This is a genomic window from Streptomyces sp. NPDC041940, from assembly GCF_055589465.1.
In genome coordinates, this window is sequence record NZ_JBVJBP010000021.1 from 142861 (window position 1) to 166109 (window position 23249).

A 23249-nucleotide genomic window follows, 5' to 3' on the forward strand; every position below is an offset into this window, starting at 1 on the left:
GAAGGCGGCGGCCGGTCCCGGGGCGTGCTGCCGCAGGGCCGGTCTCACGGGGCCGGCCCTGCGGCATGCGCGAGTCAGCTGGATGGCTCGGCGGGTTCGGTGAGGGCGTCGATCTGGTCGGCGAGGCCGGGGTGCGTGGTCAGGTAGGGGCGGGTGGCGCGGAGGGGGTCTAGGAGCGACACGGCGTCGTCGTCTGCGAGGGCCGTGTGGAGCCTGCCGAGCGGGCGGCGGGCCTCTGCTGGGAGGTCGGTGAGCGCGGTGATCTGGCCGGCGAGACGGCGTAGGTCGGCTGCATTGTGGCGGGCCCAGGTGGCGGTGGTGCGGTCGGCGGCGCGGGCCTGTCGGGTGGCCTGGACGCGTTGTTCGCCGGTGGTTCCGGCGGGGCCGGGGCGGCCGCGCAGGTAGCGGCGTTCGGCGGCCTGGCGGCTGGCGACGCCGAGGGGGTGGGCGAGGTCGGCCCAGCTGGCGCCTGCGTCGCGGGCGGTTTCGATCAGGCCGGTCTCCCATCCGGCGAGCTGTTCGCGCACCTGCCGCAGCAGCAGCAGGGAGGCCAGGGCCTGTTCCGGTCCCGGCCCGCTGGCGGGCGCGTCGGACGGCCTTCGCCGGGCGGCGTGCAGGGCGTCGTCTATGGCGTTAAGGGCCGCCGCGGCGGCGAGGAACGAGGCCGGGCTTGCGCCGTCCGCGGGCTGTTCGGCTGCTGTCACGGGCACCTCCCTCGACATGTCATCGCACCGACGACATCGTGTTTGTCATCCATTGGATGACATGTTACAACGGTGTCAGTGAAGCGCATTGGCAGCAACTGCCTGAACCTGCTGGAGGTGTTTTCACGATGTTGATGCGCACTGACCCCTTCCGTGAGCTGGACCGGCTGGCGCAGCAGCTGATGGGCCCGGGCACCTGGTCGAAGCCGTCGGCCATGCCGATGGACGCCTACCGCGAGGGCGATGAGTACGTGGTCGCCTTCGACCTGCCCGGCGTCACCGCAGACGCGATCGACATCGACGTCGAGCGGAACATGCTCACGGTCAAGGCCGAGCGACGGCCGGTGGCGAAGGCCGACGACGTGCAGATGGAGCTGTCCGAGCGGCCGCTGGGCGTCTTCTCCCGCCAGATCGTGCTCGCCGACACCCTCGACACCGAGCGCATCAAGGCCGACTACGACGCGGGCGTGCTCACCCTGCGCATCCCGATCGCCGAGCGCGCCAAGCCCCGCAAGATCTCCATCGGCGTCGGATCCGGCCACAAGGAGATCTCCGGCTGACACCAGCCGGACAGGTGCGGAGGACGGACACCTGATCTCCCCCTCACCCCGCCCTCCGCACCCCCGTGGGCAGTCCGAGAAAGAAAGGGGTGGCGGCCGAGATGACTCTGCGACGCGAAGCGTTCCTCGACCACGTCAAGGAACGCGGCGAGTACGGCACGCCGGAGGAAGCCGAGCGCGCGGCCCGTGTGGTGCTCGCCCTGCTCGGCGCGCACCTGGTCGGCGAGGTCCGCGCCCAGCTCGCGACACGCCTGCCGGAGGACTTCGCCCTGATCCTCCTCAACCCGCTGACCAGCGCCGAACCGCTGCCGCCGGAACGGTTCGTCCGGGCGACCGCAGCCTGGATCGAGGGAGCCACCGAGCAGACCGCGACCTGGGACGTCAGCGCCGTGCTGTCCACCGCCGCCGACGCGGCCGGCGAGGACCTGCTGGGGCAGATCCTGCTCCAGCTCCCCGCCGGCTACGAACTCCTCTTCGGCCGCCCCCAGCCCACTTGACCAGCGGTGCCGCACACCGGCACCGCTCCACCCGACTCCACGAAAGGCATGCACCACAGTGATCACCGACGTGCGCGTACCGCTTGAGCAGCAGCAGTCGCCGTACGGGACGGCGTACGAGCAGATGCTGGAGAAGGTCCGCTACGAAGGCGCCTACCCCACCCGTGAGAGAGCTGAGGAAGCCGTCCGCCTGGTCCTGGCAGGGCTGGGACGTCAGCTGACCGGCGACGAGCGCGTCGACCTGGCCGCCTGCCTGCCCCTGGAGGCCGCACGTGACCTGACCGCGCAGATCCCCGACACGCAGCCGCTGACCGGATGGGCCTTCGTCAAAGACCTTGCCGCCCGCTCCGGCGCCTCCCTGGCCACCACCCGGTGGGACACCGGTTCCGTCTTCGCGGCCGTCTCCGCCTACGCAGGCCCCGACCTGATCACCCGCATCCTGCACCAGCTCCCCACCGGCTACGCGCTGCTGTTCGGCCGAGCCGAACTCACCCCGGCCGCGTAAACGGCCGTGTCCTTCCAGCGCCAGGGACGGATCGGCCCGGCTGTGGTCCAGCAGGCCCGGTCCGGGCCCCGGCGGGCGAGGCGTCCGCCGCAGCACGACGGCACCGGCCCGCACCCAGCAGGGAGAGGCCGCCGCAGCACTGGCTGACAGCCGGGCTGCGGGTGGGGCTGACCGCGGTGGAGGCGACGTTGCCCGGGACGCAGAGGTGTCCCGGGCAGTACGTGCCTGCGCCAGCCGCGAAGCTTCGGGCAGCTGCCGGTCTTCGCTGTCTCAGCCCGAGGCCGGCGGAGCGGCTGATTCGGCGGCGCGGCGGTATTCGGCGTTGATGCGCTGGGCTTCTTCGAGCTGGTCTTCGAGGATGATGATGCGGCAGGCGGCCTCGATCGGGGTCCCGTCGTCGACGAGCTCCCGGGCCCGGGCTGCGATGCGCAGTTGGTAGCGGGAGTAGCGGCGGTGACCGCCCGCGGAGCGGAGCGGGGTGATCAGGCGGGCTTCACCGATGGCTCGCAGGAAGCCCTGGGTGGTGCCGAGCATCTCGGCGGCCCGGCCCATGGTGTAGGCGGGGTAGTCGTCGTCATCGAGACGGCCGAAGCTGTCGTCTGCTGTCATTGCACCTCTCTGTGGAACACGCTTGAGGGGCCCTGGTGTCGTGTGACACCAGGGCCCCGAAGGAAGGAACTGCTACACCATCCGCCGGCCCTGGTACTGCGCCGGCGTTCCGTTTCCGCTGGCCCGACGGGACTGCTGTCGGGGTCGCGGGGATCGCGGTTGCTTGACCGGAGACCACCTCACTATCGATGTCCTGCGGTACCCGGGCTCAAGACTTCCGCCCGGGCGATCCTGATGGCGCCTGGCTCCTCCGTTCTTCCTCGGTGATCAACTACGTACTGCTGGTACTGCGTACTGCTCAGCGGCCTGTGACAGCGCCGCCCTTCGGCAGCCGGCCCCGTCGCCCGTCCTGCATCTGCTCTGGCTTGGAACCCCACTGCCGAACATCCCGGTGCGCGCGTCCGCAGCCGACGCCTTCACCGAGGTACTGCTCACTGACCTTCGCTGCTGGGTACTGCGTCAACTGCGGTACTGCTCACGGCGGCCCCTGATCACTGCGGGCCACCCGGTCCGGTCGCCAGTCCCGTCGCCGTCCTGCAAAAGCCCTGGCTTCGAAACTCCGCCACCGCACCGTCCTGCCAACTGCACCTGCGGATGCTTCTGCCCGGTAGTTCGTCTCTACCGGGCTCTGCTGACTTCCTTGGCTACGAGAGAAACCATAACCAGACCATCATCCAATGTCTACTCCAGCCAGCATAGATTTTCGCGGGTTCAGCGATGAGGTAATCGAACTCGAACGGCGATGACACCGCGGTTCGCGGATCACCGGCCCCTCGAATCCAAGGGGCGAACGTGAGGCGGGCACCGTGGGCGTGATCGGCGACGGGGCGGGCTGTGCATCCTGGACCGGCGGGTGGTCGTTGTTCGGCTCAGGGGGCTGATCACCGTGTCATGTACCGGGTGGAAGCCCTTGACGCCTGGGTCCGTGAACAGGAGCAGGCCGACTCCCGCTCCAACTCGGCCCTCAACCCGCTCAGTGTCCGGCCTCAGGAGCGTTCCGCCAGCTTCACCGGATCCTGACGCCTCCCAAGCGCCGTAGGACCCCGACGTCGCCCCATCACAAAGGAGTTCCCCTGCCCGGCTACATAGAAGACCGATGGCTGAAGAAGCGCCCGAATCCCCCAACCGGCAAACGCGACCGCACCGCCATGTATGGCAAGTGCACCCGCTACCGGGTCAAGTGCATCCCCGGCGTCAAGGACCGTTCCTTCGACGCCCTCCAGGACGCCAAGACCTGGCTCTCCCAGGCCTAGACCGACGCGCGCCGAGGCGAGTTCGTTGATCCCCGCGATGGGGCCATCTCCCTCAAGGAGTACATCGCGACCCAATGGTGGCCCACCCAGAGCGGTGACCCGTCGACGATCGAACGGATCGAGCAGACGGTACGCCGACACATCGTTCCCCACCTAGGTGCTCAGCCGCTCAACGCCATCGGCACGGAAGTCTTGCGCCACTGGAAGAAGCGGCTGGAGGACCGTCGCATTGGACGCAATCCATGTCGGTCCAGCACAGTCGGTCCTCCCGCCGCCACACCCGGCAGGGTCGAAGCGTGGCCGCTCGAACGGGTCCTGGCGGTACGGGAGGCCCTGACGGACCGCTACAAGCTCCTCCTCGTAGTCGGAGCAGGTCTCGGGCTCCGCCAAGGGGAGGCGCTCGGTCTCTCAGCGGACGATATCGACTTCGAGAAGGAAGTCGTCCATGTCCGGCGGCAGGTCAAGATGGTGCGGGCGAAGCTGTGTTTCGCGCTTCCCAAGGGCCGCAAGGTCAGGGACGTGCCGCTGCCGTCCAGCGTGGCCCGGGCCATCCAGCAGCACATGGAGCAGTTCGCGCCGGTGCCGGTCACGCTGCCCTGGGACGACCCGACTCCGGCCGCGACGCTGGTGGACGCCAAACACCGGCGGCCGAGGACCTACCACCTCCCGGTGACGGGACGCGAGCGGAAGGCCGTCAACCGGAACTACTTCAACTCCTACGTGTGGAAGCCCGCTCTGGCCGCGGCGGGCGTAATCGCCCCGCTGGAGGAGGGCAGCACCGACGGCGCTCGCGTGTGGGAGCCGTCCCGAGAGCACGGCTCCACGCCCTGCGTCACTTCTTCGCCTCCGAGGAGCTGGAGGCCGGCGAATCCATCGTCTCCCTGGAACGCTGGCTGGGGCACTCCGACTCTGGGTTCACGCTGCGGAAGTACTCCCACTTCCTGCCGCGTGCCGGTGCACGCGGCAGCGCCGTCACCGACGCGATCTTCGCGTAGCCGCGGCCAGCCGGCAGGGGCCGTTGAGCGCGGCCCGTAGCCCGCCACAGGCCCAAAGTCCCAGAGAAGTCCCAGAGATGCCGCCGCACCCCATCCTGGCACGCTAAATAGCAGGCCAGACGGGGTGCGGCGGCGTTTCACTTATCAAATGTCCCGGAACGTCTCGATCTGCGCCCCAATAGAGTTCAGCCGCTCCGCCAGGTCCTCGTACCCCCGGTTGATGACATACACGTTGCGCAGCACCGACGTGCCCTCGGCCGCCATCATCGCCAGGAGGACGACCACGGCGGGGCGCAGGGCGGGTGGGCACATCATCTCGGCGGCGCGCCAGCGGGTCGGGCCCTCGACCAGGACGCGGTGGGGGTCGAGGAGCTGGAGGCGGCCGCCGAGGCGGTTCAGGTCGGTCAGGTAGATGGCGCGGTTGTCGTAGACCCAGTCGTGGATCAGGGTCTGGCCCTGGGCGACCGCCGCGATGGCCGCGAAGAACGGGACGTTGTCGATGTTGAGGCCGGGGAACGGCATGGGGTGGATCTTGTCGATCGGCGCCTCCAGCTTGGAGGGCCGGACGGTGAGGTCCACCAGCCGGGTGCGGCCGTTGTCGGCGAAGTACTCGGGCGTGCGGTCGTGGTCGAGGCCCATCTCCTCGAGCACGGCCAGCTCGATCTCCAGGAACTCGATCGGCACCCGGCGCACCGTCAGATGCGACGCGGTGACGACGGCCGCGGCGACCAGGCTCATCGCCTCGACCGGGTCCTCGGAGGGGGAGTAGTCCACGTCGACGTCGATGGTGGGCACGCCGTGCACGGTGAGCGTGGTCGTGCCGATGCCGTCGACCTTGACGCCGAGGGCCTCCAGGAAGAAGCACAGGTCCTGGACCATGTAGTTGGAGGAGGCGTTGCGGATGACGGTGATGCCGTCGTGCCGGGCGGCGGCGAGCAGCGCGTTCTCGGTGACGGTGTCGCCGCGCTCGGTCAGCACGATCGGGCGGTCGGGGCGGACCGCGCGGTCCACCTGGGCGTGGTACTGGCCCTCGGTGGCGGCGATGTCCAGGCCGAAGCGGCGCAGCGCGATCATGTGCGGCTCGACCGTGCGCGTGCCGAGGTCGCAGCCGCCGGCGTACGGCAGCTTGAAGTGGTCCATGCGGTGCAGCAGCGGGCCGAGGAACATGATGATCGAGCGGGTGCGGCGGGCCGCGTTCGCGTCGATCGCCGCCAGGTCCAGCTCGGCCGGCGGCACGATCTCCAGGTCGACGCCGTCGTTGATCCACCGGGTGCGGACGCCGATGGAGCCCAGCACCTCCAGGAGGCGGTAGACCTCCTCGATGCGGGCGACGCGGCGCAGCACTGTGCGCCCCTGGTTGAGCAGTGAGGCGCACAGCAGTGCCACGCACGCGTTCTTGCTCGTCTTCACGTCGATGGCGCCGGACAGCCGACGCCCGCCGACCACCCGCAGATGCATCGGACCGGCGTAGCCGAGCGACACGATCTCGCTGTCGAGGGCCTCCCCGATGCGCGCGATCATCTCAAGGCTGATGTTCTGGTTGCCGCGCTCGATCCGGTTGACGGCGCTCTGGCTGGTACCGAGCGCCTCGGCAAGCTGCGACTGTGTCCAGCCCCGGTGCTGCCGGGCGTCACGGATGAGCTTGCCGATGCGTACGAGGTAGTCGTCTGCCATGTGGTTGAGGTTATCTCAGATATGAGATGGAACCCGGTTGGGGGGTCCATTCGGGTGACGGGACGTCAATCCCGCCGCGCCTTGGTCGTGCGCCGCCATCCGAAAGGTCCGGGCAGATCCATCGACGTCGTACGGCGTCCCGTGCTGCTGCGCGTGTACCGCGGGCCGTTCTTCCCGCCGCCGGTGGTGATGGACCAGGAGCGCTTGTTGATGTTCAGTCGCACCCCCGGGAGGATCCGGAAACTCTTGCGGAACGTGAGCGGCATGCCTGTCTCCCTTCTGTTCGTGGCGTGGATACCTCGTTCGGATACCCCGGGAAGGGAAGCGCATGACCGCGTGACGGGTGCCGGGGCATGACCATCCGGCCCTCGTGTATTAGAGTTATCTCGACATCGAGATATCTGCCGAGGTGACACCGCAGCCGCGCGGCACCACCGGTCCGGCGGTAAGGGTTACCTAACTTAGCCCTACCTTAGCGGATCGCCAAGTAGTCGTGGCGGCAGGATCGTGGTGGTACGCGCACATCAATGAAGGAGACTGTCGTGTCGGCGAACAGCTTCGACGCCCGCAGCACGCTGCAGGTGGGCGACGAGTCGTACGAGATCTTCCGGCTGGACAAGGTCGAGGGCGCCGCGCGCCTCCCTTACAGCCTGAAGGTGCTGCTGGAGAACCTCCTCCGCACCGAGGACGGCGCGAACATCACCGCCGACCACATCCGCGCCCTTGGCGGCTGGGACTCCCAGGCCCAGCCGGCCCAGGAGATCCAGTTCACGCCGGCCCGCGTGATCATGCAGGACTTCACCGGCGTTCCCTGTGTCGTGGACCTCGCGACCATGCGTGAGGCCGTCAAGGAGCTGGGCGGCGACCCGGCGAAGATCAACCCCCTGGCCCCGGCCGAGCTGGTCATCGACCACTCCGTCATCGCCGACAAGTTCGGCACGAACGACGCCTTCAAGCAGAACGTCGAGCTGGAGTACGGCCGCAACAAGGAGCGCTACCAGTTCCTGCGCTGGGGCCAGACCGCGTTCGACGAGTTCAAGGTCGTCCCGCCCGGCACCGGCATCGTCCACCAGGTGAACATCGAGCACCTGGCGCGCACGGTCATGGTCCGTAACGGCCAGGCGTACCCCGACACCCTCGTCGGCACCGACTCGCACACCACCATGGTCAACGGCCTGGGCGTCCTCGGCTGGGGCGTCGGCGGCATCGAGGCCGAGGCCGCCATGCTCGGCCAGCCGGTCTCCATGCTCATCCCGCGCGTCGTCGGCTTCAAGCTGACCGGCGAGCTGAAGCCGGGCACCACCGCCACCGACCTGGTCCTCACGATCACCGAGATGCTGCGCAAGCACGGCGTCGTCGGCAAGTTCGTCGAGTTCTACGGCGAGGGCGTGGCGGCCACGTCGCTCGCCAACCGCGCCACCATCGGCAACATGTCGCCGGAGTTCGGCTCCACCGCCGCGATCTTCCCGATCGACGACGAGACGCTGAACTACCTCAAGCTCACCGGCCGCTCCGAGCAGCAGGTCGCGCTCGTCGAGGCGTACGCCAAGGAGCAGGGCCTCTGGCTCGACCCGGCCGCCGAGCCCGACTTCTCCGAGAAGCTCGAGCTCGACCTGGCGACGGTTGTCCCGTCCATCGCCGGCCCGAAGCGCCCGCAGGACCGGATCGTCCTCGCGAACGCCGCCGAGCAGTTCAAGCAGGACGTCCTCAACTACGTCGACAGCGTCGACGAGTCCGGCAAGGAGTCCTTCCCGGCCTCCGACGCCCCGGCCGTCGCCCCGAACGGCGCCCCGTCCAACCCGGTCACCGTGACCGCCCCCGACGGCACGTCGTACGAGATCGACCACGGTGCGGTGACGGTCGCGGCCATCACCTCCTGCACCAACACCTCCAACCCGTACGTCATGGTCGCCGCCGCGCTGGTGGCCAAGAAGGCGGTGGAGAAGGGCCTGACCCGCAAGCCGTGGGTCAAGACCACCCTCGCCCCGGGCTCCAAGGTCGTCACCGACTACTTCGAGAAGTCGGGCCTGACCCCGTACCTCGACAAGGTCGGCTTCAACCTCGTCGGCTACGGCTGCACCACCTGCATCGGCAACTCCGGCCCGCTGCCGGACGAGGTCTCCAAGGCCGTCAACGACCACGACCTCGCCGTCACCTCGGTCCTCTCCGGCAACCGGAACTTCGAGGGCCGTATCAACCCCGACGTCAAGATGAACTACCTGGCGTCCCCGCCGCTGGTCGTGGCCTACGCGATCGCCGGCTCCATGAAGGTCGACATCACCCGTGACGCCCTGGGCACCGACCAGGACGGCAAGCCGGTCTTCCTCGCGGACATCTGGCCCTCCGAGGCCGAGGTGAACGACGTCGTCGCCAACGCCATCGGCGAGGACATGTTCTCCAAGTCCTACTCGGACGTCTTCGCGGGCGACGCCCAGTGGCAGGCGCTGCCGATCCCGACCGGCAACACCTTCGAGTGGGACGCCGAGTCGACCTACGTGCGCAAGCCCCCGTACTTCGAGGGCATGACGATGGAGACCACCCCGGTCTCCGACATCTCCGGCGCCCGTGTGCTCGCCAAGCTGGGCGACTCGGTGACGACGGACCACATCTCGCCCGCCGGTGCGATCAAGGCCGACACCCCGGCCGGCAAGTACCTCACCGAGCACGGCATCGAGCGGCGTGACTTCAACTCCTACGGCTCGCGCCGAGGCAACCACGAGGTCATGATCCGCGGCACCTTCGCCAACATCCGCCTGCGCAACCAGATCGCGCCGGGCACGGAGGGCGGCTACACCCGGGACTTCACGCAGGACGGCGGCCCGGTCGCCTTCATCTACGACGCCTCGCGCAACTACATCGAGCAGGGCACCCCGCTGGTCATCCTGGCCGGCAAGGAGTACGGCTCCGGTTCGTCCCGTGACTGGGCCGCCAAGGGCACCGCGCTCCTCGGCGTCAAGGCCGTCGTCGCCGAGTCCTACGAGCGCATCCACCGCTCCAACCTCATCGGCATGGGCGTCGTCCCGCTGCAGTACCCGGAGGGCCAGTCTGCCGAGTCCCTCGGCCTGACCGGCGAGGAGTCCTTCTCCATCACCGGCATCACCGAGCTGAACGACGGCACCACCCCCCGTACGGTCAAGGTCACCACCGACACCGGTGTGGAGTTCGACGCGGTCGTCCGCATCGACACCCCCGGTGAGGCGGACTACTACCGCAACGGCGGCATCCTGCAGTACGTGCTGCGCAGCCTGATCCGCAAGTAAGCGGGCCGGTAGGGCAGTTCGAGGCAGTTCGAGGGCCGCGTTCCCGGGTGACCGGGGGCGCGGCCCGCGCCGTTCCCACCGGGACATCGGCGGTGCTCAGCCCGCACACAGGGTTCCCCCAGCGGACGGGGACAGGATCGGTACATGTCTGGCACCCCCGGGTCCCTGCGCACCCGGCTCCTCCTCCGCATCGGCGCCGCCCTCGTCGCCGTCTGCGCCGCGATGGCGCTCGCCGCCGTCCTCGCCCAGCGGGCCCTGCTGCTGGACCATCTCGACGGCCGCGTCATGGACGCCGCCGAACACGGCCTGGCCGGGTCCTCGCTCCGGCCCGGCGACGACCGGGACCTGACGTTCCTCGACGGGAACGGCCACCCCGAGGGGCTGCTCGCGGCCCGGCTCGACGCGCGCGGCGCGGTCACCGCCGCGGTGGTCACCGGCCCGGACAGCACGCCCCGGCCCCTCACCGCCGGCCAGCGCGCCGCCCTGCGCGGCATCGCCCCCGACGGCACACCCCGCACCCGGACCGTCCCAGGCCTCGGCACCTACCGGGTCACGGGGCTGGACGCGAGCGGGACCCGGGTCGTCGCCGGGCTGCCCATGGACGACGTACGGGACGTGCTGAACCGCCTGGTCGTGGTCGAGGCGGCCGTCGGGGCCGCCGGGCTCGCCGTCGCGCGCTGCGTCTGCGCCGTGGTCGTACGGCGTCAGCTGCGCCCCCTCGGCCGGGTCGCCGCCACCGCCGCCGCTCTCGCCCGGGCGCCGCTCGGCCACGACCGGCTCACCGGCCTGCCCCGGGTGGCCGAGGCGGACACCGGCCCCGGCAGCGAGGCCGGACAGGTCGGCGCCGCGCTCAACCGCATGATCGACCAGGTCGAGAGCGACCGCGCCGCCCGCCGCCGCGACGAGGAACGGATGCGCCGCTTCCTCGCCGACGCCGGCCATGAACTCCGTACCCCGCTCGCGTCGATCGTCGGATACGCCGAGCTCATGAACCGCGGCACCGGCCCGGTCGAGCCGATGCTGGCCTGGCGCCGGGTCTCCGCCGAATCGGCGCGCATGACGGGCCTGGTCGAGGACCTCCTGCTGCTGGCCCGGCTCGACGAGGGCCGCCCCCCGCCGTCCGCCGAGGTGGACCTGGTGGCCCTGGTCGCCGAGGCCGTCCGGGAGGCACGGGCGGCGGACCCGGACCGCACCTGGCGGCTGGCGCTGCACCTCGACGCGCCTGCGCTGGTCATCGGCGACGAGACGGGGCTGGGCAAGGCCGTGGCGAACCTGCTCGCCAACGCCCGCGCGCACACCGCGCCCGGCACCACGGTCGTGGCCGCGGTGGAGGCCACCGTCGAGCGCCGCGTCATCCGCGTCCGCGACGACGGCCCCGGCATCCCGCCGCACCTCCTCGCCTCGGTCTTCGACCGCTTCACCCGCGCCGACGCCTCCCGCTCACGCCGCGGACCGGGCGACGCCGGGTCCGGCCTCGGTCTGGCCGTCGTGGAGGCGATCGCGTCGGCGCACGGCGGGCGCACCGCCGTGCGCAGCGCGCCGGGGCACACCGAGTTCACCGTGGAGCTGCCGCCTGCCCCGGACGCGGAGGGGGAGCCGCCGTTGCCGGCGGAGGTGCCGGAGTTCTCCGAGCAGTGCTGACGGCGGTGTGCGGCGCGCGGGAGCACGCCGAGTTCACCGTGCAGCCCTCTCCCACCCCGTCAGGTGGAGGGGAAGGCCCTCGTCGGCCGACGTGTCGGGGCGCTCCGTGCGGCGCTGACCGGCGGCTCACTCGCCCCGGTACTTCGCCGCCGCGGCCTGGGCGATGTCCTGCGCCTTGTCCAGGGCGGTGTCCACCGACTGCTGCCCGGCGATGGCCGAGGCGATCTGCTGGGAGACCGCCGTACCGAGCACGGCGAACTCGGGGATGCCCAGGAAGCCGATGCCGGTGTACGGGCGGGGGCCCACGCCGGGGCTCTTCGGGTCCGCGGAGTCCGTCGCCGCCGTGTACTCCTGCCGGTACCAGGCGCCGGCCGCCTGCTGGTACTCGGGATTGGAGTAGAGCGACTTGCGGTTCCCGGCGGGCGCCGAGGTCCAGCCGAGTTCCTGGCCGACCTGCTCCTGGTACTCCTTGGAGGAGGCCCAGGAGATGAACTTCCAGGCGGCGTCCTTGTTGTCGGTGGCCTTCTGGACGCCCCACGCCCAGGTCCACAGCCAGCCGGCCTTGTCGGTCCGGTCGTGCGGGGCCGGGACGTAGCCCACCTTGCCCTTGACCGAGGAGCCGTCGGCCTCGATCGAGGAGGCCAGCGACGTGGCGTCGTACATCATGGCGCACTTGCCCTCGACGAAGCTGTCCAGGATCTCCAGCACGCCCATCCGGTCGGCGCCGGGCTGGCCGTGGGAGCGGACCAGGTCGACGTAGAACCCGACGGCCTTCTTGAACTCGGGTGAGGTCAGGCGGGCGTTCCAGTCCATGTCGTACCAGGCGCCGCCGAAGGTGTTGACGACGGTGTTGATCGGGGCGAGGTTCTGGCCCCAGCCGGGCAGGCCGCGCAGGCAGATGCCGCTGGTGCCGTCGGTGCCGTCGATCCGGGCGGCGAGGTCGGCGACCTGCTTCCAGGTCGGGTTCGGCGGCATGACCAGCCCGTCCTTGCGGAAGAGGTCCTTGCGGTACATCAGGAAGGAGCCCTCGCCGTAGAAGGGCTCGGCGTAGACCTTGCCGTCCTGCCCGGTCAGCGACGCCACCAGGTTGGGGAAGACGTCGTCCTGGTCGAAGTTCTCGTCCGCCCTCACATAGGAGTCCAGCGGGGCGAGCCAGCCGTTGTCCGCGTAGATCGGCACCTCGTAGGCGCTGAGGCTCGCCACGTCGTAGGTGCCGGCCTGGGTCGCGAACTCGCGGTTCATCCGCTCCCGCGCCTCGTTCTCCGGCAGCAGGGTGTAGTCGACCGTGATACCGGTCTCCGCGGTGAAGTGCTCCTTGGTGAGCTTCTTGAGGGTCTGCACCTGCGGCGCGTCCATCGCGAGCACCTTGAGGTCGGCCTGCTCGCCGCCGGTCGGGTCGGTGTCACCGCATCCGGCGAGGACCAGGCCCAGGACGGCCGTGGCTGCCATGGCCATCTGGGCGAGGCGGCTGCGTTTCATGACAAACCCGCCCCTACCCACCTTTGCCATTTATTAGGCATTAAAGGGCAAAGCGATAACTTACGGACGATCCCGGCGGGCCTCTCCGCGTCTGGAGAGCGCGTCGGCCGCCACGGCGGCCAGCAGCACCCCGCCGGTGATCATGAACTGCACGGCGTCCTCGACCCCCAGCAGCCCCATGCCCGAGGCGATCGACTGGATGACCAGCACCCCGAGCAGCACCGACCAGGGCGAACCGCGCCCGCCGAACAGACTCGTACCGCCGATGACGGCCGCCGCGATCGCGTTGATCAGCAGCATCCCGGAACCGGCGGCACGGGCCGTCGTGGGGCTCGCCGAGGTCAGCTCCGAGGCCACGAACAGCCCGCCGAACGCGGCCAGCGTCCCCGACACCATGAACATCGCGACCCGCACCCGCGCCACCGCGATGCCCGCCCGCCGCGACGCCTCGACCCCGCCGCCGAGCGCGTACACCCGCCGCCCGTGGCGGGTGCGGCGCAGCACGTAGTCCGAGACGACCAGGACCACCAGGAAGATCAGCAGCGCGAGCGGCAGCCCCTGGAACCGGTTGAGGGTGTAGGCGGCGGCGAACGCGACCGCCGCGAGAAGACCGGTGCGCAGCCAGACGTCACCCGCCGGCCGGTGCGGCATCCCGGCGGCCAGGTGGCGGGCGCGCTTGCGCCGGGCGGCCAGGAAGTACCCGGCCGTGCCGAGTGCCGCCACCGCGTAGGCCGCCGCGGGGTCCTCGAAGTGGCGGCTGGTCAGGGAGGCGACCAGACCCTCCTCGTCGATGTTGATCGTGCCGCTCGCGCCCAGCAGGTAGAGCGTCAGGCCGTTCCAGATCAGCAGGCCCGCCAGCGTCACGACGAACGCGGGCACGCCCAGCGAGGCGAAGAAGAACCCGTGGAAGGCGCCCACGGCCATCCCCACCGCCACCGCCACGATCACCGCGAGCCACTCCGGCATCCCGTGGTTCACGTTCAGCACGGCGAACGAGGCCCCCGCCAGGCCGCTGACGGAGCCGACCGACAGATCGATCTCCCGGATCAGCAGCACGAACACGATGCCGACGGCGACCAGACCGGTCCCGACGATGCCCACGCCGAGGTTGGACAGATTGCGCGGCGAGAGGAACTTGTCGTCGAGCCCCTGGAAGACGCACCAGATCACGATCAGCCCGGCGATGACCAGCAGCGGCCCGCGCTCGCTGCCCCGCACACTGCCGCGCACCTCCAGGGCGTACTCGCGCAGATTGCCGGACCAGCCCCGGGTGCGTGGCGCGCGGTCGGGCGCGACCGGACCGGCGCTGCCCGGCCCGCCGTCCCGGTGCGGCCCGCCCCGGCTCACGGCCATGCCCCCTCGTCGCCCTTCGAACGATGCGCCACGGCGTTGTCCGCCGCCCCGGTGACGGAGGAGATGATCTGCTCCTGCGTCACGGTGCTCACGTCGAACAGACCGTTGTTGCGCCCGAGCCGCAGCACGGCGACCCGGTCCGCGACGGCCTTGATGTCGCCCATGTTGTGACTGATCAGGATGATCGCCATACCGTGGTCGCGCACCTCCTCGATGAGGTCGAGCAGATGGCTGGTCTGCTCCACGCCCAGGGCGGCGGTGGGCTCGTCGAGCAGCAGGACCTTGGGCGCCCCCATGAGCGAGCGGGAGATCGCGACGGCCTGCCGCTGACCGGCGGACAGCGCGGCGACCGGCACCCGCACATCGGGGATCCGGATCGACAGGGCGCGCATCAGGTCGCGGGAGCGGCGCTCCATCTCCACCTCGTCGAGGACACCGACCCGGTCGATCTCACGGCCGAGGAAGAGATTGCCTACGACGTCCAGGTTGTCGCACATGGCGAGGTCCTGGTAGACGGTCGCGATGCCCAGGGCGTGGGCGTCGTGCGGGCGTTTGATCTGCACGACCCGCCCCTCCCATTCGATGACGCCCCGGTCGGCGGGGCTGACCCCGGAGATCACCTTGATCAGCGTGGACTTGCCGGCGCCGTTGTCGCCCGCCAGGGCCACGACCTCACCGGCCCGGACCTGGAGGTCGACGTCCACGAGCGCCTGCACGCCGCCGAACCGCTTGGTTATGCCGCGCAACGCCAGAACAGGGGGATGGGCCACGGGGAATCACGTCCCTCACCGGGTGAGCCCGATCCGGTCGCAGGCCGGCCGGAGCTTCTGGGTGCAGATCTGGTCGATCGTGTAGACGCCGTCCCGGACGAGCGTCCGCCCGATCTTCTCGGCCGTCACGGCGATCGGGGTGAGCAGCACCGCCGGGATGTTCTTCGTGGTCGGGCTGTCCACGCTCCGTGTGACGAGGGAGTCGAGGTCGTTGCCGCGCGCCAGGGCCACGGCCATGGCGGCTGCCGCCTCGGTCTCCAGCCGGAAGGGCTTGTAGACGGTCATGTACTGCTCGCCCTCGACGATGCGCCGCATGGCGTCGAGATCGGCGTCCTGGCCGGTGACCGGGGGCAGCGGTGCGATACGGGCGCTCTTGAGCGCCGCGATGACACCGGCGGCGATCGAGTCGTTGGCCGCCAGCACCCCGTCGATCTGGTTCGGGCCGAGGTCGCTGATCGCGGCGGCCATGTGGTCGTGCGCGTTCTCCGTCCGCCACCCCAGGGTGTTGTACGACTTGAGGATCCGCACCTTGTCCCGGAGGACGGACCGGGACCCGCCCTCGTACCAGGCGGCGTTGGGGCTGGAGGGATCGCCGTTCATCATGACGATGCCGCCGCCGTCGGCCCTGGCTCCCATGCCCTTCAGCAGGGCCTCGCCCTGGAGCCGGCCGACCTGGCCGCCGTTGAAACTGACGAAACCCGAGATCGGGCCCTCGGCGAGCCGGTCGTAGGCGACCACGGGGATGCCCTCGCGGTCCGCCGCCCGGACCGAGGAACGCAGCGCCTTGGGATCCACGACATCCAGGATCAGGGCCGAGACACCTCTGGTGATCATGGAGTTCATCTGCTGCCGCTGGCTCGCCGCGTCGTTCTCCGCGTTGGCGTACACCACCGAGCACTCGGGGCACAGCTCCTTCACCCGCTTCTCGATCAGGGGCTTGTCCGACTGCTCCCAGCGGGGCACCGCGCGGCTCGGCAGCAACAGGCCGAGGGTCAGACTGTCGTCGCCCTGTTCGCCGTTCTCGGTACAGCCGGCCAGGGACGTGGCCAGGACACCGGCCATCAGGGCGCCGAACACACGCCATCTGCGCCCTCTCACGGCGGACCTCCTTCGTCGGGCCGTGTCGGGCCCTGGCCGGGGGTTCGGCCCTGGCCAGGGGTGGGGATTCGCCTGGGGTTGGGGTTCCGGTCCGGGTTGCGGGTCGGGGTCGGGGTTTGGTCCCGGTCTTTGCTGCGGCTGTGGTCTCGGCGGTCCGGGTCCAGGTCCGGGGCTTGGGTCCGGTCTCTGTTCCGGCCGAGGATTCGGCGGCCCGGGGGCGGGTCCGGAGTGCGGTCTCGGCCCTTGTTCCGGTCGCGGTTTCGGCCCATGCCCCAGCTGCGGTCGCGGACCAGGCCCCAGCCGCGCTCCCAGGTCCGGCCCGGCTCCGGCACCCGCTCCGGCTCGACCCGCGGCGGTTCCGTCCCCTGGTCGGGCTCCGGTTCCTGTGCCGGATCCGGCCGGGACACGACGATCTCGCTCCACACCTGCTTGCCGCCGCCGACCGGCACCGAACCCCAGGCCGTCGACATCGCCTCGACCAGGAAGAGCCCACGGCCGCCCGTCGCCTCCCAGTCCACCACCACCGGCTTGGCGGGCGCGCGCGGCGAGGAGTCGTTCACGGCCACCCGCAGCCGGTCCGCGGCCAGGGTCAGGTCCACCCGGACCGCGCCCTGGGTGTGCACCAGCGCGTTGGTGACCAGTTCCGACACCACCAGCAGGACGGTGTCGGCCTCGGCCACGACGTCCCACGAGCGCAGCGTGCGCGCGCTGAACCGGCGGGCGTGCATGACCGCGTCCGGCAGCCGCCACACCACCCAGCCCGCCCGCACCGGCCGGATCCGCATCCCGTCGTAGCGCAGCAGCAGCAACGCCACGTCGTCCTCACGGCGGCCGGCGTCGCCCAGCAGTTCGTCGGCCATCCGCCCCGGGTCGGAGGGGTCGGCCGCGGCGAGTGCCTCGCGCACGAGCCGCATGCCCTCGTCCACCTGCAGATCGGACGACTCGACCAGGCCGTCCGTCACCAGCGCGAGCACCGAGCCCGGAGCCAGGGCGATCGCCGTCAGCGGGAACTCCGCGTCCGCGAGGACGCCCAGCGGGAGCCCGCCCTCCACCGCGACCTCCTCGGTGCCGCCGTCGGGAAGACGCACCAGCGGGGACAGATGCCCGGCCCGCACGAACAGCGCGTTGCCCTCCTCCATGTCCAGTTCGACGTAGCAGCAGGTGGCGAACAGGTCGGTCTCCATGCCGACGAGCAGCCGGTTGGCGTGCCCGACGACCACGTCCGGAGGGTGGCCCTCCACGGCGTAGGCCCGGACCGCCGTACGCATCTGGCCCATGATCGTCGCGGCCCCGGCGCTGTGCCCCTGTACGTCACCGATGACCAGGGCCACCTTGCCCTCCGACAGCGCGATCACGTCGTACCAGTCGCCGCCCACCTGGAGCCCGCGCCGGGCGGGCAGATAGCGGGCCACGGCGGTGCCCCCGGGCAGCCGGGGGAGCCTGCGCGGCAGCAGGCTGCGCTGCAGCATCGTCGCGAGCTCCTGCTCGGCGTCGTAGGCGTGCGCGCGCTTCAGGGCCTGCCCCACCAGCCCCGCCGTCGCCGTCAGCAGGGCCCGCTCCTCCGGAGCGAACTCGTGCGGCGCGTCCCAGCCGACCAGGCACACCCCGGTCACCCTGCTCTTGGCCGGCAGCGGCAGGACCGCGAGCCCGCCGGGGCCGATCCCATCGAGCCCGGGCTCCAGTACGGCACCCGCGGGCCACAGGCTCATCCGCCCGTCCCGCAGCGCCGCCTGGAGCGTGGGCAGGGCGGCGACCGGCGCGTCGGGCCACTCCGAGCGCCACTCGGCACGCCACAGGTCCGGCCAGGCGGCGGCACTCGGCGGATCGAGCACGGTGACCGCCAGCCGGTCCTCCAGCAGCTCGGCGAGCGCCACCCGGTCGGCGTCCAGCGGCTCGCGCAGCGCGGCGACCACCACGCGGCTGACGTCCCGGACCGTCACGGCGTCGTCGAGCGCGGCCGTCAGCCACTGGATCCGGGCGACGTCGCTGGCGCTCCGGCGCAGCACGGGGGCGGCGGTCACCACGCCGAGCACGCGCTCCGGAGCGCCGTCGGGCCCCTTCCGCACGCGGCAGTTCAGGCGCAGCCAGCACAGTTCGCCGGTGGGCCGGCGGATACGGAACTCCAGTTCCCGGCGTCCAGGGGTCTGCGCGGACGGTTCGATCACCGACATCAGGGCGGGGACGTCCTCCGGCACGCTGTACGAGAGCAGGGTGTCGGTCTTGCCGTCGAAGCCGTTCTCGGGGATGCCGACGAGTTCGAGCAGGGCCGGGTCCGTCTCGACCAGGCCGGTGCCCGGCGCCAGGGCGAAGGAACCGACGCCCATGGCGCGCAGCGCCGAATCGAGCAGGGGCGAGGGGGCGCACCGGTCGGCCTCGCCCCGGAGCCGCCCGGCGACCGCCTCGGCGTACCGCTCCAGAAACTCCCGCTGCTCGGCCCCGAAGCCCTCCCCGGCCTCTCCCACCACGACGAGACACCCCAGCCACCCACCCGCGGCCCCCAGCGGCAACGCCCCGAGCGGCGCGGCGGAGGCCCGGCCTCCCTCCCGGCCGCCGAACACCACACCCCCGAGCCACAACGCCCGCCCACTCCGAAAGGCCTTGGCGATGGCCGCCCCTCCGTGCTCCGCCTCTACGTGCTCTGCCCCTACGTGCTCCGCCCCTGCGGGGCCACCGGGGGAGGGTGCGGGCGGGGTACTCGGCGCGGGGGCGTGGGGCGGGGCAGTCGGGCCGCTTGGCCCCGGCTCGGTCGGGTCAGGTCCCGGAAGCCCCGCGCCCCCGACCCCGGTCTCGCCACGTCCGGCCTCGATCGGGTCACCCCCGACCCCGGTTTCGCCGCCGCCGGCCCCGGTCGAGCCACCTCCGGCCCCGGTCTCGCCACCCCCCGCCACCGACGACCCTCCACCCCCCTCCGAAACCGGCACCCGCCCCGGCAGCCCGAACAGCTCCGGCTCGGCGCCGGCCGATTCCACGGAGCGGAGTTCCGTACCGTCCTCGTTCCGTACGTACACCACCGCCAGTGCCACCCCGGCGAACGCCAGGATCCGCTCCCGTGCGGCGAGCACCGGCTCGGGACGAGGCGGACCGGTGCCCCCGTTCCCCGGCGCCCGAAGACCGGGGACCGCGGCCCCGGCATCGCCGTAATGGGGCATGTCCGCATCCACCTCCCGTCCGTGCCGCGGCCACCGGCAGGTGGGAGTCCCCGGAACTCAGGCGACGACGACACGGCGGATCCACGCCGCGCGTGAGCGGCAGGGCACCCACACAACAGAATCGCATACCCGGATAACTGCGACATATGGGACGGTGGGTGTCCGGCCCGGTCGGCGCACTCCGCGATGTCCGGCCACTCGTACCCTGCCGCCCCCCCTGCCGTCGCACGCGCCCTCGTCTGCATGATCATCGGAGACGCCGGAGCCCACGGCCGCCCCGGCGGCAAGCCCACGTGGGGCCCACCGGCCCGGGCCGGCCATCTGCGACCGGGCGGGTGCCGTCAACGGATGTCCTCACCCGGATGTCCACACCGGATGTCCTCACTGGATGCCGTCACCGGGTGACGGGCCCGGCGACCGAGGCGAGGCTCACCGGTCACCGGGCTCGCCCGGAGTGACGGTTCAGCCCACCCGGCAGGGCAGGCTCGTCGTACTGTCAGCGCCGGGAGCGGTGGCGGTGTAGCCGAAGGTGGTGCTCCTGCCCGGCGCGAGGGAGCCGTTCCAGCCGGCGTTGTGGACCATCACCGACTGGCCGTTGTAGGTCGCGTTGCCGCTCCACAAGCTCTCGATCCTGTGGCCGGCGGGGAGGTTCCAGTCGACCATCCAGCCGAGCATCGGGACGGTGCCGGTGTTGGTGACGGTCACCTCGGACTGGTAGCCGCCGTTCCAGCTGCCGGTCGTCTTACGGGTGGCCGTGCAGGTGCCGGGCACCGGCTCGGACGGGTTGCCCGGCTCCTTGATGCCGGTCACCTCTCCGTTGCCGCCGTCGAAGACGATGTCGGAGCAGGAGTAGAACGTCTCCTGGCTGTCGGAGCGCTGCCAGACCATGTAGACGATGTGGCGCCCCGACTTGTTGGCGGGGAGCTTGCCGGTCCAGGAGTAGTTGGCCTCGACGGTGCCCGGGGAGCCGTTCAGCAGCGGGTGGTCGACGCTCAGGAACGGCCGTTCCTCCATGTCGTTCCAGGTGAGCGTCTTGGCCGGGTCGAAGCCGTCCTTGGTGATGTAGACGTAGAACCAACCCGGGTGCGCCGCCCAGGCGTTGTACGAGAAGTCGACCGTCGCGCCCGAGGTGAGGTGCGTGAGCGGCCAGTCCTTGCTGGGCGTGTTGAACCCGGTGAAGTTGGTGTTGCCGCCGCTGCACAGCTCGCCGTCCGGCACGAAGCCCCGGGTGCGGCCGGCGCCGTCCGAGCGGAGCACCGAGAACCAGTTGTAGAACGGCGTGGTGCCGCTGGTCTGCTGGGCGGACCGGCAGGCCGGGTTGACCGGCTTGATCTCACCGGTGTCGGTCAGACCGTCCTGCCAGCACAGGAAGGTACGGCTGCCGGGCTTCATGGGCGTGCCGTGGGCCTCCGCCTCACCCCCGGCCGTCATGACCAGACCGAGGGCCGGGACGGTGACGAGCAGGGAGAGCATGACGAGGAAGAGGGACCTGGCCCGGGTGGGGAGCGTTAATCGGCGCATCGAGAGCCTTCCGGGCTCTTTTGTCAGGATCATGACAGCATCATCCGTTCCTTGGGATACGGGCCTGCGGATGCGTGTGTGGGGATGCGTGTGCGGATGCGCGGGGTGGGAGCGACTTCAGGGCGGGTTCCGGTCCACCGTAATGGGAGCGCTCCCACCCCGCCTGTTGCGGAAGTTAGCGCCGAGGGGCGCGGATGTAAACGGTTGTCGCACCCGAACTGCCGGTCAGGGACCTTCTGGTGGCCGCCGGCCCCGCCACAGAACACGCTGGGCCGCCTGCCGCAGGGCCGCGACGAGCGGCTCGTCCCGGCGGCTCGGCAGCCAGCCCAGCGCGGCCGTCCAGGGTTCGAGGTCGGTGACGTCGACGTACGACACACCGCGGCGCGGATAGAGCCAGCGGGTCGCGTCCGGCGGCAGCTGGATGCCCTGCCCCATGGCGATCAGCGGCAGGGCGCTCTCGTAGTCGACGATGGCGTGCGGGCTGAACCGCACCGGGGTGCCGTCCGGTCGCGGGTCGGCGGACCAGAAGTCCCGGAACACCTTCGGGACCTGCTCCGACCAGCCGATGCGGGGCTCGTCGGCGAGGTCCGCGAGGGTCAGCGCGTCCCGGGCGGCAAGAGGGTGACAGCCGGCCATCACGACGCAACGCGGCCCACCGGCAAGCGCCAGGGTCTGGACCCCGTCGGGCACGGGCAGGAACAGGAACGCCGCGTCGACCTCGCCCCGCAGGATCGCCGGGCCGGAGTCGAAGCCCATGCGTACGACGTCGACCTCCACCTGCGGGAAGCTCTCCCGCAGTTCCTTCAGGACGGCCGGGATCGGGTCCATCGAGGTGATCGCCTCGAAGGAGCCGATCACGATCCGGCCCGCGGCCGCGTTGGCCCGGCTCTCCGCCTCACGGCGCAGCTCCTCGGCCGCCTCCACCACACTCCGGGCCCGCCCCACGAGCGCCTCACCCGCCGCGCTCAACGCGACCCTGCGCGTCGTCCGATCCACCACGGCGACACCCAACCGCTCCTCCAGAGCGGTGATGTGCCGCGAGAACGTCGGCTGCGCCATGAACGCCCGCCGCGCCGCCCGCCCGAAGTGCAACTCCTCGGCGAGGAGCAGGAACAGCTGCAACTGCTGGATGCTCGGATACCTCACGTCGCTCCTGGTGCAGCCATGTCGCCGAGGCTATCAACGACTTGAGTGCGACCGGCGTTTCAAGGGCGCGCGGGGTTTCGTCGCGCGGGCGCGACTAGTTACAGCGATCGGGCGCACGTCCACCAGAGCCGTGTATGCGGGTTCGAATTCTGCCTGGGGCACCAGTTCAGAAGGGGGCCACCTCCGAAATATCGGAGGTGGCCCCCTTCTGCCATCCAGATCTCGCCCTAACTGGTTGGCACGGGTGCGACCGGACGGACCGCGGTGAAGTCCTGGGACTCGCAGCGGGTGGCGGAGAGCAACAGCAGCCACTCGTCGCAGCCCTGCCACGGAGAGAGATCGCCGCCACCTCCACGCACCACCCGCAGTCCGTCGCCGGTGCGGGGGCGTGCGTCCACCGGCGCGTCCGTGAAATGCGGGATCCACACATCGCCGCAGATCTCGTTCGCCGACCCCATCGCCGCCAACCCGAAGGCGTTCTCAGCCGCTGCAGTGCGCTCCTCGTCGGCAAAGTCGTCGAGCACCTGGCCCTCGTCCGGCCTTCCGTCCCCGCGGAAGGTCAGAGTGGTCGTACCTGCCCGGGCCGCGTACTCCCACTCCGCCTCGCTGGGCAGCCGGAAGGGCAACGCCCCAAGCAGGTCGTCCAAGTCGCCCTCGAAGCGGGCCGTGCTTGAATCCGATTCGGCGAAGCTGTCCTCGTACTCGGGCAGCCAGTGCCGTGCTTGCGCCACCGTCAGCGGATGTCGGGCGATCAAGAACGGCTCGACCCGCACTTCTCGTACCGGCCGGGCCTGGGCAGCACCGGCGAAGAACGCTCCGAGGTCGTCATCGGCGCCGTCGGACCGCTCGATGGCACGAACCGCGTCCAGTTCCGCGTCGGACAGGCCCATCAGGAACGTCCCACCGGGGATGGCCCGGAAGACCACTCCGGAAGAGCTGTGCCGCCAAGCCGGTCGACCGGCCACGATCTCTTGAGCCCACATGGTGCCGGACGCTAGCAGCCGAGCATCCCGGACGAGGGAGGAGGCCCGGGAA

Annotated in this window: 17 protein-coding genes and 2 pseudogenes; 7 read left to right on the top strand and 12 right to left on the bottom strand. The window is 70.9% G+C overall.

Going from position 1 to position 23249, the window contains the following annotated elements:
* Positions 1–74: 74 nt before the first annotated feature.
* Positions 75–704 (bottom strand): type III effector protein, encoded by a 630-nt coding sequence (locus ACZ6I3_RS30090; RefSeq protein ID WP_469418855.1) that lies wholly within the window; start codon positions 702–704, stop codon positions 75–77.
* Between the two features lie 128 nt (positions 705–832).
* Between ACZ6I3_RS30090 and ACZ6I3_RS30095 the strand changes: the two genes are divergently transcribed.
* From ACZ6I3_RS30095 to ACZ6I3_RS30105, 3 genes are all read left to right on the top strand, one after another.
* Complete coding sequence (locus ACZ6I3_RS30095) at positions 833–1264, top strand: Hsp20/alpha crystallin family protein (protein WP_453462454.1); 432 nt, start codon at positions 833–835, stop codon at positions 1262–1264.
* A 101-nt stretch (positions 1265–1365) separates the two neighbouring features.
* Positions 1366–1761, top strand: coding sequence for a DUF2267 domain-containing protein (locus tag ACZ6I3_RS30100; protein WP_469418857.1), 396 nt, complete (start codon positions 1366–1368; stop codon positions 1759–1761).
* A gap of 58 nt (positions 1762–1819) precedes the next feature.
* Positions 1820–2266: a DUF2267 domain-containing protein gene (locus ACZ6I3_RS30105; RefSeq protein WP_469418858.1), complete on the top strand. Its 447-nt coding sequence runs from the start codon at positions 1820–1822 to the stop codon at positions 2264–2266.
* A 270-nt stretch (positions 2267–2536) separates the two neighbouring features.
* Here ACZ6I3_RS30105 and ACZ6I3_RS30110 read toward each other — a convergent pair whose 3' ends face one another.
* A complete protein-coding gene (locus ACZ6I3_RS30110; protein WP_469418860.1) occupies positions 2537–2875 on the bottom strand; it encodes a MerR family transcriptional regulator in 339 nt (112 codons plus the stop codon).
* Between the two features lie 2047 nt (positions 2876–4922).
* Between ACZ6I3_RS30110 and ACZ6I3_RS30115 the strand changes: the two genes are divergently transcribed.
* On the top strand, positions 4923–5123 hold the full coding sequence (locus ACZ6I3_RS30115; protein WP_469418861.1) for a hypothetical protein: 201 nt from the start codon (positions 4923–4925) through the stop codon (positions 5121–5123).
* A 144-nt stretch (positions 5124–5267) separates the two neighbouring features.
* Here ACZ6I3_RS30115 and ACZ6I3_RS30120 read toward each other — a convergent pair whose 3' ends face one another.
* Entirely contained in the window at positions 5268–6797 is a 1530-nt protein-coding gene (locus tag ACZ6I3_RS30120) for a helix-turn-helix domain-containing protein (protein ID WP_469418862.1), read from the bottom strand.
* A 65-nt stretch (positions 6798–6862) separates the two neighbouring features.
* Positions 6863–7063, bottom strand: coding sequence for a DUF4236 domain-containing protein (locus ACZ6I3_RS30125; RefSeq protein ID WP_469418863.1), 201 nt, complete (start codon positions 7061–7063; stop codon positions 6863–6865).
* A 276-nt stretch (positions 7064–7339) separates the two neighbouring features.
* On the opposite strand from ACZ6I3_RS30125, the gene acnA reads away from it, so the two are divergent.
* Positions 7340–10057: an aconitate hydratase AcnA gene (gene acnA / locus ACZ6I3_RS30130; RefSeq protein ID WP_469418865.1), complete on the top strand. Its 2718-nt coding sequence runs from the start codon at positions 7340–7342 to the stop codon at positions 10055–10057.
* 144 nt (positions 10058–10201) lie between these two features.
* The gene (locus ACZ6I3_RS30135; protein WP_469418867.1) at positions 10202–11698 is read left to right on the top strand and encodes a sensor histidine kinase; all 1497 of its coding nucleotides are present in this window, start codon (positions 10202–10204) and stop codon (positions 11696–11698) included.
* A gap of 126 nt (positions 11699–11824) precedes the next feature.
* Here ACZ6I3_RS30135 and ACZ6I3_RS30140 read toward each other — a convergent pair whose 3' ends face one another.
* The 5 genes and pseudogenes from ACZ6I3_RS30140 to ACZ6I3_RS30160 form a co-directional block, all read right to left on the bottom strand.
* Positions 11825–13177 carry an ABC transporter substrate-binding protein gene (locus tag ACZ6I3_RS30140; protein WP_469418869.1) on the bottom strand — a complete coding sequence of 451 codons (1353 nt, stop codon included), beginning with the start codon at positions 13175–13177 and terminating at the stop codon, positions 11825–11827.
* A gap of 60 nt (positions 13178–13237) precedes the next feature.
* Entirely contained in the window at positions 13238–14530 is a 1293-nt protein-coding gene (locus ACZ6I3_RS30145; RefSeq protein WP_469418870.1) for a sugar ABC transporter permease, read from the bottom strand.
* Positions 14521–15300 (bottom strand): ATP-binding cassette domain-containing protein, encoded by a 780-nt coding sequence (locus ACZ6I3_RS30150; RefSeq protein WP_469418871.1) that lies wholly within the window; start codon positions 15298–15300, stop codon positions 14521–14523. Before ACZ6I3_RS30150 ends, ACZ6I3_RS30145 begins: the two co-directional genes overlap by 10 nt.
* Before the next feature lie 15 nt (positions 15301–15315).
* Positions 15316–16398, bottom strand: coding sequence for a substrate-binding domain-containing protein (locus tag ACZ6I3_RS30155; RefSeq protein WP_469418873.1), 1083 nt, complete (start codon positions 16396–16398; stop codon positions 15316–15318).
* A 386-nt stretch (positions 16399–16784) separates the two neighbouring features.
* Positions 16785–19205, bottom strand: a pseudogene (locus tag ACZ6I3_RS30160) (SpoIIE family protein phosphatase); the annotation flags it as partial.
* 561 nt (positions 19206–19766) lie between these two features.
* Here ACZ6I3_RS30160 and ACZ6I3_RS30165 point away from each other — a divergent pair.
* Positions 19767–19952: pseudogene (locus ACZ6I3_RS30165) on the top strand (hypothetical protein); the annotation flags it as partial.
* 57 nt (positions 19953–20009) lie between these two features.
* On the opposite strand, the gene ACZ6I3_RS30170 reads toward ACZ6I3_RS30165, so the two are convergent.
* The 3 genes from ACZ6I3_RS30170 to ACZ6I3_RS30180 form a co-directional block, all read right to left on the bottom strand.
* Positions 20010–21068 carry a lytic polysaccharide monooxygenase auxiliary activity family 9 protein gene (locus ACZ6I3_RS30170; protein ID WP_469418875.1) on the bottom strand — a complete coding sequence of 353 codons (1059 nt, stop codon included), beginning with the start codon at positions 21066–21068 and terminating at the stop codon, positions 20010–20012.
* 225 nt (positions 21069–21293) lie between these two features.
* Positions 21294–22214, bottom strand: coding sequence for a LysR family transcriptional regulator (locus ACZ6I3_RS30175; RefSeq protein WP_469418877.1), 921 nt, complete (start codon positions 22212–22214; stop codon positions 21294–21296).
* A gap of 227 nt (positions 22215–22441) precedes the next feature.
* Entirely contained in the window at positions 22442–23197 is a 756-nt protein-coding gene (locus tag ACZ6I3_RS30180) for a formylglycine-generating enzyme family protein (RefSeq protein WP_469418878.1), read from the bottom strand.
* Positions 23198–23249 lie beyond the last annotated feature (52 nt).

Coding starts and splice junctions, on each gene's coding strand:
- ACZ6I3_RS30095 (WP_453462454.1), top strand. CDS start 833: ATGTTGATGCGCACTGACCCCTTCCGTGAGCTGGACCGGCTGGCGCAG.
- ACZ6I3_RS30100 (WP_469418857.1), top strand. CDS start 1,366: ATGACTCTGCGACGCGAAGCGTTCCTCGACCACGTCAAGGAACGCGGC.
- ACZ6I3_RS30110 (WP_469418860.1), bottom strand. CDS start 2,875: ATGACAGCAGACGACAGCTTCGGCCGTCTCGATGACGACGACTACCCC.
- ACZ6I3_RS30120 (WP_469418862.1), bottom strand. CDS start 6,797: ATGGCAGACGACTACCTCGTACGCATCGGCAAGCTCATCCGTGACGCC.
- ACZ6I3_RS30125 (WP_469418863.1), bottom strand. CDS start 7,063: ATGCCGCTCACGTTCCGCAAGAGTTTCCGGATCCTCCCGGGGGTGCGA.
- ACZ6I3_RS30135 (WP_469418867.1), top strand. CDS start 10,202: ATGTCTGGCACCCCCGGGTCCCTGCGCACCCGGCTCCTCCTCCGCATC.
- ACZ6I3_RS30140 (WP_469418869.1), bottom strand. CDS start 13,177: ATGAAACGCAGCCGCCTCGCCCAGATGGCCATGGCAGCCACGGCCGTC.
- ACZ6I3_RS30145 (WP_469418870.1), bottom strand. CDS start 14,530: ATGGCCGTGAGCCGGGGCGGGCCGCACCGGGACGGCGGGCCGGGCAGC.
- ACZ6I3_RS30170 (WP_469418875.1), bottom strand. CDS start 21,068: ATGCGCCGATTAACGCTCCCCACCCGGGCCAGGTCCCTCTTCCTCGTC.
- ACZ6I3_RS30180 (WP_469418878.1), bottom strand. CDS start 23,197: ATGTGGGCTCAAGAGATCGTGGCCGGTCGACCGGCTTGGCGGCACAGC.